We start from the raw sequence: 12,671 nt of genomic DNA, 5'->3' as shown, positions 1-12,671 counted from the left end.
GCAGGATGTCCGCGTGACCGCACCGCAGCCCTTCCCTCACGACCACGCCGCAGCCCCGGGCCACCACCCGTGGGACCTGACCGACAACGCCTCCGGCCCTCCGGGCGGGCGGCGCGCCGGCGGCCTGCGGGACATGCTGCTCACCGCCGTGCCCGTCGCTCTGGCCGGCGGGGTGGCGCTGGGCCTGCTGTGGCTGTGGACCGCCCCGCGGGTGCCACTCGTCGCCCGGGGCGACGCGGTCCTGCTGTACAACTCCGAGGGCCAGGAGGCGATCGGCGCGGACGGCACCTTCCTGCTGTTCGGGCTGTCGGTGGGCGCGGTGCTCGGCCTGCTGGTGCTGCTGCTGCGCAGCCGCAGCGGCCCGGCCGTGGTGATCGGGCTGGCCGTGGGGGCATTCCTGGGGTCGCTGCTGGCGTGGCGGCTGGGGGTGACGTTCGGCCCTTCCCAGGACGTGGTGGCCCGGGCCAGGGAGGCCGGCGAGGGCGTGGTCTTCGACGCCCCCCTGGAGCTCAGCGCCAAGGGCGCGCTGCTCGGCCTGCCCTTCGGAGCCCTGGCCGTCCACTTGCTCGGCATGGCGGTGTGGGGCCCCAAGGAGGAGCCGGACGAGCGCCTCGGCCACCCCCCGGCCGGGGGATGATCCCGCTCAGACGCCCCGCGAGGCACCCCGGGCGACGGGGGCGGTCACCGCACCGGTCAGCGCCACGAGGTCGGCCGGGGCGAGCTCGATCTCCAGCCCCCGGCGGCCTGCCGAGACCAGCACGGCCGGGTGGTCCAGCGCGGAGGAGTCCACCACCGTCGGCAGCCGCTTGCGCTGGCCCAGCGGCGAAATCCCACCGCGGACGTACCCGGTGATGCGCTCGGCGTCCGCCGGGTCGGCCATCGCCGCGCGCTTGCCGCCCACCGCGGCGGCCAGCGCCTTCAGCCCCAGTGACGCGGCGACCGGGACGACGGCCACGGCCGGCTTCCCGTCCACCTCGGCGACCAGGGTTTTGAACACCCGTGCCGGGTCCGTTCCCAGCGCCTGGGCGGCCTCCAGGCCGTAGGAGGGCGCGGCCGGGTCGTGCCGGTAGGAGTGCAGCGTATGGGGGAGTCCGGCGGCGGCCGCGGCGACTGTCGCCGGTGTGCCGCCGGCGCCGCTGTGCCCGCGGCCGTTCTTCTTCCCCATCGCTGCGGCTCCTCACCGCCGTCCTCGGGCAGCCCGGGACGGTCCTCAGTTCAGGCAGGTCGGCCGGATCGTGAAGTCCACGCCCGGTACCGAGGGGAGCTTACTGATCAGCCGGGTCTCGCGGCGCAGCACGGCCAGCTCCTGCGCGAGCCGGGTGGCGGTGTCCGGGGCCTGGAGCAGCCGCTGCTTCTCGGCGGTGCCCAGCACCGTGGCGGCCGCCACCAGATAGGAGACCACCGACGGCTCCTGCGGGAGATCCTGCCCGGAGGCCAGGGTCCGTTCGTAGGCACCCGCCAGCTGCTTCTGGTAGGCGCGGAAGGCGTCCAGCACTCCCGCCGCCAGCGCCCCCGCGCCCTCCCCGCTGTCCTCGGGCAGTTCCTCCGTCTCGCCGGTCAGGTAGGGCCCGCTGCTGTCCACCGACAGCAGCCGGAACCGCGTGGTGCCGGTGGCCAGCACCTCGTAGGCCTCCGCCGTGTCCCGCGGGCCCGTGGCCGGCGGCTTTGCCCGGATGGTCGAGGCGTCCGCCACGCAGCCGACGGGGTGGAAGGACTTCATGGGATCACCGGGCGCGAAGCCCGCTCCGGGCCCGGCGTCCGGCGGTGCCTGCTCCTCCGGAAGCCCGACCGCCGCCGGCGCGGTCTCCAGGCCGTCCCGGATGGCGATGACCCCGAACGGCCGAGGGCCGTCCGCGGGCAGGGCCAGCAGGTCGCGCATCAGCGCCCGGTAGCGTGCCTCGAAGACGTTCAGCGGCAGCACCAGTCCCGGGAACAGCACGGTGTTGAGCGGGAACAGCGGCAGGCGCGTGGTGGTCACAGCCCGCCAGCCTATCGGCTCGGCGCCGACGGCTCGTATCACACAGTGGAATGTGCGGCCAGTCCCGGGAAGCGGTCTGAGAGACTGTAATGGTGCTGAACCGAATCGACCTGCGCGGTTCCGCCCTCACGGACGGAATCGACCGCGACCTGCTGCCCCGTGCCGAGCTCGACGTGGAGGCCGCCCTGGAGAGGGTGCGGCCGATCTGTGACGACGTCCGCCATCGCGGGACGGAGGCGCTGATCGAGTACGCGGAGCGTTTCGACGGTGTCCGCATCGAGCAGGTGCGCGTCCCCCGGGAGGCCCTGCGGCGTGCCCTGGCCGAGCTGGACCCGGCCGTGCGCGCGGCACTGGAGGAGTCGGTGCGGCGCGCGAGGATCGTCCACCGCGAGCAGCGGCGCACCGACACCACCGTGCAGGTCGTGCCCGGCGGCACGGTCACCGAGCGCTGGGTGCCGGTGGAGCGGGTCGGTCTGTACGTGCCCGGTGGCCGGGCCGTCTACCCCTCGTCCGTGGTGATGAACGTCGTCCCGGCCCAGGAGGCCGAGGTGGGCTCCGTCGCCGTCGCCTCGCCGCCCCAGCGGGACCCGGGCAACGCCTGGGGCGCGGGCCTGCCGCACCCCACCATCCTGGCCGCCTGCGAACTGCTGGGTGTCGACGAGGTGTACGCGGCCGGCGGCGCCCAGGCGGTGGCCATGTTCGCCTACGGCACGCAGGAGTGCCGGCCCGTCCAGCTGGTGACCGGCCCCGGGAACGTCTACGTCGCCGCCGCCAAACGCCTGCTGAAGGGCCGCATCGGCATCGATGCCGAGGCCGGGCCCACCGAGATCGCCGTGCTGGCCGACGACACCGCCGATCCCGCCCATGTCGCCGCCGACCTGATCAGCCAGGCCGAGCACGACACGCTGGCCGCCTCGGTGCTGGTGACGCCCTCGGTGGAGCTGGCCGACGCGGTCGACCGGGAACTCGCCGTCCAGGTACCGGCCACCAAGCACCAGCAGCGCATCACCGAGGCCCTGACCGGCCGGCAGTCCGGCGTCGTGCTCGTCGACGGCCTGGACGAGGGCCTGACCGTGGTCGACGCCTACGCCGCGGAGCACCTGGAGATCCACACCGCCGACGCGTCCGCGGTCGCCGCCCGGGTCCGCAACGCCGGCGCGGTCTTCGTCGGCCCCTGGGCCCCGGTCTCGCTGGGCGACTACTGCGCGGGCTCCAACCACGTGCTGCCCACCGGCGGCTGTGCCTGCCACTCCTCGGGTCTGTCGGTGCAGTCCTTCCTGCGCGGCATCCATGTGGTGGACTACACCCGCGACGCCCTGGCCGAGGTCACCCACCACGTCGTCACCCTCGCCGAGGCGGAGGACCTGCCGGCCCACGGCGCCGCGCTCAAGGCACGGTTCGAGTGGAAGGTTCCCGACGCCACGTGATCGGCACAGACGACCTGCCCATCCGGGACGAGCTGCGCGGCATGTCCCCCTACGGTGCCCCGCAGCTGGACGTCCCGGTGCGGCTCAACACCAACGAGAACCCCTACCCGCTGCCGGAGGAGCTGGTCGCCCGGATCGCGGAGCGGGTCTCGGAGGCCGCCCGCACCCTCAACCGCTATCCGGACCGGGACGCGGTGATCCTGCGCACCGAACTGGCGCGGTACCTGACCCGCACCACCGGCCATGAGGTGGGGCCGCGGGAGGTCTGGGCCGCCAACGGCTCCAACGAGATCCTCCAGCAGCTGCTGCAGGCGTTCGGCGGCCCGGGCCGCACCGCGTTCGGGGTCGAGCCGTCCTACTCCATGCACGCCCTCATCGCCCGCGGCACCGGCACCGGCTGGATCTCCGGTCCCCGCCGGGAGGACTTCACCATCGACACCGCGGGCGCGGTCGAGATGATCGCCGAGCGGCGCCCTCACGTGGTGTTCATCTGCTCGCCGAACAACCCCACCGGCACCGCCGTGGACGCCGGGACCGTCCTCGCCCTGTACGAGGCCGCGCAGGCGGCCCGCGGCGGGCGCGGCGCCCTGGTGGTGATCGACGAGGCCTACGCCGAGTTCAGCCACCGGCCGTCGCTGCTGCCGCTGATCGAGGACCGTCCCCTGCTGGTGCTCTCCCGCACCATGTCCAAGGCGTTCGGCGCGGCCGGGCTGCGCCTGGGCTACCTCGCGGCGCACCCCGCCGTCGTCGACGCAGTGCAACTGGTGCGGCTGCCCTACCACCTCTCGGCCGTCACCCAGGCCACCGCGCTCGCCGCGCTGGAGCACACCGATACGCTGCTGGGGTACGTCGGCCGGCTCAAGGACGAGCGGGACCGCATCGTGGCGGAACTCACCGGAATGGGATACGAGGTCACCCCCTCGGACGCCAACTTCGTGCAGTTCGGCCGTTTCGAGGGCGAGGGCGGCGCCCGCGCCGTGTGGCAGCGGCTGCTGGACCGCGGCGTCCTGGTCCGGGACAACGGCGTGCCGGGGCGCCTGAGGGTGACCACCGGCACCCCGGCCGAGAACGACGCCTTCCTCGCCGCGATGCGCGAGCTGACGCCGATCACCGCCGGCACCCCCGCCGGCACCCCCGCAAAGGAGAACCACCGATGACGCGTGTGGGCCGCGTGCAGCGCACCACCAAGGAGACCTCGGTCGCCGTCGAGATCGGCCTGGACGGCACCGGCACGGTCGATGTGTCCACCGGAGTCGGCTTCTACGACCACATGCTGGACCAGCTCGGCCGCCACGGGCTGTTCGACCTCACGGTCAAGACCGAGGGCGACCTGCACATCGACAGCCACCACACCATCGAGGACACCTCCCTCGCGCTGGGCGCCGCCTTCCGCGAGGCGCTCGGCGACAAGCGCGGCATCGTCCGCTTCGCCAGTGCCTCCGTCCCGCTGGACGAGTCCCTCGCCCAGGTGACCGTCGACCTCTCCGGCCGCCCCTATCTGGTGCACAGCGAGCCCGAGGGGATGGCACCGATGATCGGCTCGTACGACACCACCATGACGCGGCACATCCTGGAGTCCTTCGTGGCCCAGGCCCAGATCGCGCTGCACGTCCACGTGCCCTACGGCCGCAACGCCCACCACATCGTGGAGTGCCAGTTCAAGGCGCTGGCCAGGGCGCTGCGCGGGGCCAGCGAGATCGACCCGCGCCAGACCGGCATCCCCTCCACCAAGGGCGCCCTGTGAACACCGCCTCGACGTTCCTGATCGCCGGCGGGCTGTTCCTCGCCGGCGGCGCGTACTCGTTCGCCCGGCAGGGGCTGCCCCGCGGGGTCGTCGTGCTGCTGGGCATCGGCAGCGCCCTGTGTCTGCTGGCCGGTGTGCTGCGACTGGAGGTGTGGGAGTGACCGCCGCGAGGACCAAGTCCGTGGTCGTCTTCGACTACGGCTTCGGCAACGTCCGTTCCGCCGAGCGCGCGGTGGCCCGGACCGGGGCCCGCGTCGAGATCACCCGTGACTACGACACGGCGATGAACGCCGACGGACTGCTCGTCCCCGGGGTCGGCGCCTTCGCCGCCTGCATGCGGGGCCTCACCGAGGCCCGCGGCCACTGGGTGGTCGGCCGGCGGCTGGCCGGCGGGCGGCCGGTGATGGGCATCTGCGTGGGCATGCAGATCCTGTTCGCCCGCGGCATCGAGCACGGCACCGAGACCGAGGGCATGGACGAGTGGCCCGGCACCGTGGGCCCGCTGCGGGCCGAGGTGGTCCCGCACATGGGCTGGAACACCGTGCGGGCCCCGGCCGGCTCCCGGCTCTTCGCCGGGCTGTCCCCCGAGGAGCGCTACTACTTCGTGCACTCCTACGCCGTCCACGACTGGGAGCTGGAGACCCACCACGAGGCCCAGCGCGCCCCCCTGGTCACCTGGTCCACGCACGGCCGGCCGTTCGTCGCCGCCGTGGAGAACGGCCCGCTGTGGGCCACCCAGTTCCACCCCGAGAAGTCCGGCGACGCCGGAGCCCAGCTCCTCTCCAACTGGATCGAGACGCTCTGATGCCCCCTTCCACCCTTGAACTGCTGCCCGCCGTCGACGTCCGCGACGGGCAGGCGGTGCGGCTCGTGCACGGCGAGTCCGGCACCGAGACCTCCTACGGCGACCCGCTGCAGGCCGCTGTGACCTGGCAGGAGGCCGGAGCCGAGTGGCTGCACCTGGTCGACCTGGACGCCGCCTTCGGCACCGGGGACAACCGGGAGCAGATCGCCGGCGTCGTGCGGGCGATGGACATCAAGGTCGAGCTCTCCGGCGGCATCCGCGACGACGCCTCGCTGGCCGCCGCGCTGGCCACCGGCTGCACCCGGGTCAACCTGGGCACCGCGGCCCTGGAGTCCCCTCAGTGGGTGGCCAGGATCATCGCCGAGCACGGCGACCGGATCGCGGTCGGCCTGGACGTCCGGGGCACCACGCTGCGCGGGCGCGGCTGGACCCGGGACGGCGGCGACCTCTACGAGACGCTGGAGCGACTGGACCGCGAGGGCTGCGCGCGCTACGTCGTCACCGACATCGCCAAGGACGGCACCCTCCAGGGGCCCAACCTCCAACTGCTGAAGGAGGTCTGCGCCGCGACCGACCGTCCCGTGGTGGCCTCCGGCGGCGTGTCCTCGCTGGCGGACCTGCGCGCACTGGCGGACCTGGTGCCCGCCGGTGTCGAGGGCGCGATCGTCGGCAAGGCCCTGTACGCCAAGGCGTTCACCCTCCAGGAGGCGCTGGCGGCGGTGGCGAGGTGACCGTCGAGCGGCTGCCGGCCGATACCCCCTGGGCGCAGGCCGTCGGCAGCGCCCGCGCGGTGGCCGCGGGCGACCGGGTGCTGGTGGCGGGCACTCTCCCGGTGCGTGACGGCATGCCGCCGGAGCCCGGTGATCCCTACGCGCAGGCCCGGGCGGCCTTCGCCAACGCCCTGCGGGCGCTGGAGCCGTTCGGCCTGGGGGCCGAGGCGGTCGTCCGCACCAGGATGTACCTCGCCCATGTCCGGGATGTGGAGGAGGTCGGCCGCGCCCATCGCGAGGTGTTCGGCGAGACCGGTCCTGCCGCGACGCTGGTCGTGGTCTCCGGTTTCGTGGATTCCCGGGTGCTGGTCGAGGTGGAGTTGGAAGCGTTCCGAGGAGCTGGAGCCGCATGACCCTGGCCGTACGAGTCATCCCCTGCCTGGACGTGGACGCCGGACGGGTCGTCAAGGGCGTCAACTTCCGGAACCTGCGCGACGCGGGCGACCCGGTGGAGATGGCGAAGGTCTACGACGCGGAGGGTGCCGACGAGCTGACCTTCCTGGACATCACCGCTTCCTCCGGGAACCGGGAGACCACCTACGACGTGGTGCGCCGCACCGCCGAACAGGTCTTCATCCCGCTGACCGTGGGCGGCGGGGTCCGCTCGGCCGACGACGTGGACCGGCTGCTGCGGGCCGGTGCCGACAAGATCGGAGTCAACACCGCGGCCATCGCCCGGCCGGAGCTCCTCCGGGAGATCGCCGAGCGGTTCGGCCGCCAGGTGCTGGTGCTCTCGGTGGACGCCCGGCGCTGCCCGCCGGGCACCACCACCGCCTCCGGCTTCGAGGTCACCACGCACGGCGGCCGGCGGGGTACCGGAATCGACGCGGTGGAGTGGGCGGAGCGGGCCGCCGGCCTCGGGGCGGGGGAGATCCTGCTCAACTCCATGGACGCCGACGGCACCAAGGACGGCTACGACACCGACATGATCAAGGCGGTCAGGGCCCGGGTGACGGTGCCGGTGATCGCCTCCGGCGGCGCCGGCCGGACGGAGCACTTCGCGCCGGCCGTGGAGGCCGGCGCCGACGCGGTGCTGGCCGCCTCCGTCTTCCACTTCGGGGACCTGCGGATCGGCGAGGTCAAGGAGGCCCTGCGGGCCGCCGGTCACCCGGTGCGGTGACCGGAGCTGCGGGCGGCCGGCCGCGGTTGCGCCGGACGGCCGTGGTGACGCGTTGTCATGTCATCTCAATGGAGAGGAACGTGACCGCGCACTGCGCCGGTGTCCGGCGCCTTTGTGTCCGGCGGCGGCCGTGACGGCACCCTGGCCCGCGGCCCTGCCGCACCCCGCCCGCCCGGACCTCCCCGCCTACCGGGACCCCAATGTCATGCGCTGGCTGGCGGCCTACACCGCCACCATGATCGGGGAAGGCATCTACTTCCTCGCGCTGGCCTGGGCCGCCGCCGCGATCGCCGGGCCGGCGACGGTCGGCATCGTGATGATGACCGGCGCGCTGCCGAAGGCCGTCCTGATGCTCGCCGGGGGAGTGGTGGCCGACCGGTTCGGCCCGCGCCGGGTGGTGATCGGCAGCGACGCCGTGCGCTGCTGCGTGATCCTCGCCATGGCCGCCGCGCTGTACCTGGCGAGCCCCGGCCTGTGGCTGCTGCTCGCCGTCGCGCTGGTCTTCGGGATCGTCGACGCGTTGTTCCTCCCGGCGGTCGGCGCGCTGCCCCCGCGGCTGACCGGGCCCGCCCAGCTCGCCCGGGTGCAGGGCATGCGGTTGCTGGGGATGAGACTGGGGAACACCGTGGGGCCTCCCGCGGGCGCGGCGGCGATGGCCCTGGGCGGTCCCGCGGCCGCCTTCGCGGCGGCGGGCGGGATGTTCGCGCTCTCACTGCCGTTCCTGCTCACCCTGCGGATCGCTCCCCTGACTCCGGCGGACGGCGCCGGGAAGGAGGAGGCGGCCGCAGGCGGCGGCGCCACGGCCACCGGATGGCAGGACCTGCGTGCCGGGCTGCGCTATCTCGTGCGCCACCGCCTCATCGGGCCCCTGGTGCTGGTCGGTGTGACGCTGGACCTCGTCCTGAACGGGCCGCTCAACATCGGCCTGGTACTGCTGGCCGGCGAACGCGGGTGGGGCGCTGCCGGGATGGCCTGGATCGTCAGTGCCTTCGGGCTGGGCGCGGCGGCGAGTTCCGTGCTGCTCACGGTCGTGGGGCGGCTGCCGAAGGCGGGGCCGGTGGCGCTGGTGGCGGCGGCCGGGGCGGCCGTCGGCATCGGCGCAGTGGGGCTGGTCCCCTCCCTCCTTGCCGCCGCCGCGTGCGCGGCCGCGGCCGGACTGTGTGCCGGAGTCGCCGGCGGCCTGCTGGCCGCACTGGTGCAGACCGCGGCCGACCCCGCCTACCTGGGGCGCGTCATGTCGGTGTTCGCCCTGGGCACCTTCGGGCTGGCCCCGCTCACCTTCCCGCTCGTCGGAGCGGCCATCGGCTGGTGGGGGCCCGAGCCGGTCTACGCGGCCTGCGGCCTGCTCGGACTGGCCACGGCCGCCGTGGCCGCGGGGTCCGGAGAACTGCGCCGCGCCCTGCTGCCGCGCTGAACTACCGGGCCGCCCGGGTCAGATGCCGAGCTTCGCCTCCCGCAGCCGCCGCACGGCCTCCGGGTCGCCCTCCTCGGTGACCCTGGCGGCCTGCTGCCGGCCGAAGGCGTACAGCAGCAGCTCCCCGGGCTCCCCGGTGACGGTGACCACCGGGGTGCTCTTGCGGGCCACCACCGTCCGGCCGTCCGGGGCGCGCAGCACCAGCCCGACCGGCGAGCCGCGGCCCAGCAGCCGGGCGGTGCGGTCCAGCCGGCGCCACAGGACGTCGGAGAACACCGGGTCCAGCTCGCGCGGCTGCCAGTCCTCCTGCGCCCGGCGCACGTCCTCGGTGTGCACGAAGAACTCCACGGTGTTCGCCGCCTCGTCCACCTGCTTGAGGCGGAACGGCGACGCCCCGGTGGGGCCGGTGCGGATGAGCTGCAGCAGTTCGTCGTAGGGCTTGGCGGCGTACTCGGCCTGCACCCGTTCCAGCCGGGACGCCAGTGGCTTGATCCAGGAGCCGCCGGCGGCGTCCAGCCGGTTCTCCCGCACCACCAGGTGGGCCGCCAGATCGCGGGTCGTCCAACCGTCGCACAGGGTGCGGGCCTCCGGCCCCGCGCTCTCCAAGAGGTCGGCGAGCAGCAGGCGTTCACGCTTGGCATGGGTAGACATGTCTCCAGCCTACGGCTCCCCGCGCCGCGCGCCGGGGTGCCGCGCGGCACGCGGCGCAGGCGGCACAATGGGCCCATGTCCAGCACCCGGCCGCCGGCCTCCCCGCTCGATCCCGCCGTCGCGGCCCGCCTCAAGCGCACCGCCGACGGGCTCGTCCCGGCCATCGCCCAGCAGTACGACACCGGTGAGGTGCTGATGCTGGGATGGATGGACGACGAGGCCCTCCACCGCACCCTGACCACCGGACGCTGCACCTACTGGAGCCGCAGCCGGAAGTCCTACTGGGTGAAGGGGGACACCTCCGGCCACGTCCAGTACGTCAAGTCCGTGGCCCTGGACTGCGACGGCGACACCCTGCTGGTGAAGGTCGACCAGGTCGGTGCCGCCTGTCACACCGGCGAGCGCACCTGCTTCGATGCCGATCCGCTGCCGGTGGAACCGGCGCCCGCGCCCGGGACGGCGGCCTGAGGGCCGGCCCGTCGTCCGCGGCGGACAAGCGCGCCGGGGACGGCGGGACTGCCCTTACCCTTCGGTCATGACTTCGGCCACGACAACGGGCAGCACGCGGGGACGCGCCACCCCCGATCTCGAGACCTTCCGTACGCTCGCCAAGCAGAGCCGGGTCATCCCGGTCACCCGGCGGCTGCTGGCCGACGGCGACACTCCCATCGCGCTGTACCGGAAACTGGCCGGCGAGCGCCCGGGCACCTTCCTGCTGGAGTCCGCCGAGAACGGCCGTACCTGGTCACGCTGGTCCTTCATCGGCGTGCGCAGCGCCGCCACCCTCACCGTGCGCGAGGGCGAGGCGCACTGGCTGGGCACCCCGCCGGTCTCCGTCCCGGTCTCCGGCGATCCGCTGACCGTGCTCCGCGAGACCGTGGAGCGTCTGCACACCCCCCGTGATCCCTCGCTGCCGCCCTTCACCGGCGGCATGGTGGGTTACCTCGGCTACGACACCGTCCGGCGCCTGGAGCGGATCGGCGACAGCGCCGAGGACGATCTGCGGCTGCCGGAGCTGACCATGCTGCTCGCCTCGGATCTCGCGGTGCTCGACCACCGCGACGGAAGCGTGCTGCTGATCGCCAACGCCATCAACCACAACGACCTGGACACCGGCGTGGACGAGGCCTACGCCGAGGCCGTGGACCGGCTGGACGCGATGACGGCGGACCTGGCCCGCCCGGTGTCCGCGGCGGCGGCCGAACTGCCCGCGCCCCGGGTGCCCGAGTACACCGCGCGCTGGGGCGGCCCGGCGTACCAGGAGGCCGTGGAAGCGGCCAAGGAGCACATCCGCGCCGGGGACGCCTTCCAGATCGTGCCCTCCCAGCGGTTCGAGGCCCCCTGCGAGGCGTCCGCGCTGGACGTCTACCGGGTGCTGCGGGCCACCAACCCCAGCCCGTACATGTACCTGCTGCGCCTGGACGGCTTCGACATCGTCGGGTCGAGCCCGGAGGCGCTGGTCAAGGTGGAGGAGGGCCGGGCACTCCTGCACCCCATCGCCGGAACCCGGCCGCGCGGGGCCACCCCGGGCCAGGACGCGGCTCTGGGCGAGGAACTGCTGGCCGACCCCAAGGAGCGGGCCGAGCACCTGATGCTGGTCGACCTGGGCCGCAACGACCTGGGCCGGGTGTGCGAGCCGGGCAGCGTGGAGGTGGTCGACTTCATGTCCGTGGAGCGCTACAGCCATGTCATGCACATCGTGTCCACGGTGACCGGACGGCTGGCGGAGGGCCGCACCGCCTTCGACGCGCTGCTGGCGTGCTTCCCGGCCGGCACGCTCTCCGGAGCGCCCAAGCCCCGGGCCATGCAGATCATCGAGGAGCTGGAGCCGACCCGGCGCGGCCTGTACGGCGGTTGCGTGGGCTACATGGACTTCGCCGGTGACGCGGACACCGCCATCGCCATCCGCACCGCGCTGCTGCGCGACGGCACGGCCTATGTGCAGGCCGGCGCCGGGGTGGTGGCGGACTCCGATCCGGTGGCCGAGGACACCGAGTGCCGCAACAAGGCCGCGGCGGTGCTCAGGGCCGTGGCGGCGGCCGGTGCGCTGCGAGGTAGCGTGATGGGGTGACTGGCGAGTTCTCTTCCCGGCCCCCGCGCGCTTCGCGCCGCGCCCTCGTCGCGACGCTCCTGAGCGGCGCGGCGGGTGCCACGGCCGTCCTCATCTCCGCGGGGCAGACCTGGGGCGAGGGCACGGCCTCGGCGGGCGGAGGCGGGCTTCCGGTGGCGGTGACCGGCGGCGACGTCTCGGGGCTGCCCAGCGCGCTGGCCCTGACCGGCCTGGCGGCGCTTGTCGCGGTCTTCGCGGTGCGTCGCGCCGGGCGCGTGGCGGTGGCCTCGGTACTGGCCCTCAGCGGAGCCGGGGCGATCGGCTCGGCGCTCCTGGGGGCGCGGGACACCGCCGCGCTGCGGGACCGGGCCGCGGAGGTGACCGGCCTCGCGGACGCCGCTGTGACAAGTGTCTCCCACACCGGCTGGCCCTGGCTGTCCGCCCTGGGCGGGCTGCTGTTGCTGTGCGCGGGGCTTCTGGCGCTCAGCCACGGCCGTCACTGGCCCGCGATGTCGGGACGATACGAGCGCGGCCGGCGGCCCGCCGGGGCCGGGAGCGGCGCCGGGGACAGCCCGGAGGACATGTGGAAGGCCCTGGACCGGGGCGAGGACCCCACCTGAGCGGGGGCTCCCCGGCAGGTCCTCCGGACCCGTTTGCCACAATAGGTGCGGGCCGCGCACGGATCGCACCCTGCTCGGGACTTACCTCGTGA

16 protein-coding genes are annotated in these 12,671 nt (G+C 74.1%); 13 read left to right on the top strand and 3 right to left on the bottom strand.

The window, feature by feature from the left end:
* Positions 1 to 13 precede the first annotated feature (13 nt).
* On the top strand, positions 14 to 637 hold the full coding sequence (locus tag ABD299_RS15340; protein WP_344262594.1) for an ABC transporter permease: 624 nt from the start codon (positions 14 to 16) through the stop codon (positions 635 to 637).
* Between the two features lie 6 nt (positions 638 to 643).
* Here the strand turns inward: ABD299_RS15340 and ybaK are convergent, their stop codons facing one another.
* Positions 644 to 1,165, bottom strand: a complete 522-nt coding sequence (gene ybaK / locus ABD299_RS15335) for a Cys-tRNA(Pro) deacylase (protein WP_344262592.1) — start codon at positions 1,163 to 1,165, stop codon at positions 644 to 646.
* Between the two features lie 45 nt (positions 1,166 to 1,210).
* The gene (locus tag ABD299_RS15330) at positions 1,211 to 1,978 is read right to left on the bottom strand and encodes an LON peptidase substrate-binding domain-containing protein (RefSeq protein ID WP_344262590.1); all 768 of its coding nucleotides are present in this window, start codon (positions 1,976 to 1,978) and stop codon (positions 1,211 to 1,213) included.
* Positions 1,979 to 2,070: 92 nt separating this feature from the next.
* Between ABD299_RS15330 and hisD the strand changes: the two genes are divergently transcribed.
* From hisD to ABD299_RS15285, 9 genes are all read left to right on the top strand, one after another.
* A complete protein-coding gene (hisD, locus tag ABD299_RS15325; RefSeq protein WP_344262736.1) occupies positions 2,071 to 3,405 on the top strand; it encodes a histidinol dehydrogenase in 1,335 nt (444 codons plus the stop codon).
* Entirely contained in the window at positions 3,402 to 4,562 is a 1,161-nt protein-coding gene (locus tag ABD299_RS15320; RefSeq protein ID WP_344262588.1) for a histidinol-phosphate transaminase, read from the top strand. Before hisD ends, ABD299_RS15320 begins: the two co-directional genes overlap by 4 nt.
* The gene (hisB, locus tag ABD299_RS15315; RefSeq protein ID WP_344262586.1) at positions 4,559 to 5,149 is read left to right on the top strand and encodes an imidazoleglycerol-phosphate dehydratase HisB; all 591 of its coding nucleotides are present in this window, start codon (positions 4,559 to 4,561) and stop codon (positions 5,147 to 5,149) included. The genes ABD299_RS15320 and hisB overlap by 4 nt, the downstream gene beginning before the upstream one ends.
* Complete coding sequence (locus ABD299_RS15310) at positions 5,146 to 5,310, top strand: hypothetical protein (protein WP_344262584.1); 165 nt, start codon at positions 5,146 to 5,148, stop codon at positions 5,308 to 5,310. Before hisB ends, ABD299_RS15310 begins: the two co-directional genes overlap by 4 nt.
* Positions 5,307 to 5,954, top strand: a complete 648-nt coding sequence (gene hisH / locus ABD299_RS15305) for an imidazole glycerol phosphate synthase subunit HisH (RefSeq protein ID WP_344262582.1) — start codon at positions 5,307 to 5,309, stop codon at positions 5,952 to 5,954. The genes ABD299_RS15310 and hisH overlap by 4 nt, the downstream gene beginning before the upstream one ends.
* Complete coding sequence (gene priA / locus ABD299_RS15300) at positions 5,954 to 6,685, top strand: bifunctional 1-(5-phosphoribosyl)-5-((5-phosphoribosylamino)methylideneamino)imidazole-4-carboxamide isomerase/phosphoribosylanthranilate isomerase PriA (RefSeq protein WP_344262580.1); 732 nt, start codon at positions 5,954 to 5,956, stop codon at positions 6,683 to 6,685. Before hisH ends, priA begins: the two co-directional genes overlap by 1 nt.
* Positions 6,682 to 7,077 carry a Rid family hydrolase gene (locus tag ABD299_RS15295; RefSeq protein WP_344262577.1) on the top strand — a complete coding sequence of 132 codons (396 nt, stop codon included), beginning with the start codon at positions 6,682 to 6,684 and terminating at the stop codon, positions 7,075 to 7,077. Before priA ends, ABD299_RS15295 begins: the two co-directional genes overlap by 4 nt.
* The gene (gene hisF, locus ABD299_RS15290; RefSeq protein WP_344262575.1) at positions 7,074 to 7,844 is read left to right on the top strand and encodes an imidazole glycerol phosphate synthase subunit HisF; all 771 of its coding nucleotides are present in this window, start codon (positions 7,074 to 7,076) and stop codon (positions 7,842 to 7,844) included. Before ABD299_RS15295 ends, hisF begins: the two co-directional genes overlap by 4 nt.
* Before the next feature lie 130 nt (positions 7,845 to 7,974).
* Positions 7,975 to 9,258, top strand: coding sequence for an MFS transporter (locus tag ABD299_RS15285; RefSeq protein ID WP_344262573.1), 1,284 nt, complete (start codon positions 7,975 to 7,977; stop codon positions 9,256 to 9,258).
* Positions 9,259 to 9,276: 18 nt separating this feature from the next.
* On the opposite strand, the gene ABD299_RS15280 is transcribed toward ABD299_RS15285, so the two are convergent.
* On the bottom strand, positions 9,277 to 9,909 hold the full coding sequence (locus ABD299_RS15280) for a TIGR03085 family metal-binding protein (RefSeq protein WP_344262571.1): 633 nt from the start codon (positions 9,907 to 9,909) through the stop codon (positions 9,277 to 9,279).
* A 75-nt stretch (positions 9,910 to 9,984) separates the two neighbouring features.
* Between ABD299_RS15280 and hisI the strand changes: the two genes are divergently transcribed.
* The 3 genes from hisI to ABD299_RS15265 all read left to right on the top strand — a co-directional run bounded on the left by hisI (position 9,985) and on the right by ABD299_RS15265 (position 12,579).
* Positions 9,985 to 10,377, top strand: coding sequence for a phosphoribosyl-AMP cyclohydrolase (hisI, locus tag ABD299_RS15275; protein ID WP_344262569.1), 393 nt, complete (start codon positions 9,985 to 9,987; stop codon positions 10,375 to 10,377).
* Positions 10,378 to 10,444: 67 nt separating this feature from the next.
* Positions 10,445 to 11,980 (top strand): anthranilate synthase component I, encoded by a 1,536-nt coding sequence (locus ABD299_RS15270; RefSeq protein ID WP_344262567.1) that lies wholly within the window; start codon positions 10,445 to 10,447, stop codon positions 11,978 to 11,980.
* A complete protein-coding gene (locus ABD299_RS15265; RefSeq protein ID WP_344262565.1) occupies positions 11,977 to 12,579 on the top strand; it encodes a TIGR02234 family membrane protein in 603 nt (200 codons plus the stop codon). The genes ABD299_RS15270 and ABD299_RS15265 overlap by 4 nt, the downstream gene beginning before the upstream one ends.
* The last annotated feature ends 92 nt before the right edge of the window (positions 12,580 to 12,671 follow it).

This window comes from Streptomyces sodiiphilus, from assembly GCF_039529215.1.
Taxonomy (GTDB): Bacteria; Actinomycetota; Actinomycetes; order Streptomycetales; family Streptomycetaceae; genus Streptomyces; species Streptomyces sodiiphilus.
This window is presented reverse-complemented; position numbering and strand designations above follow the sequence as displayed.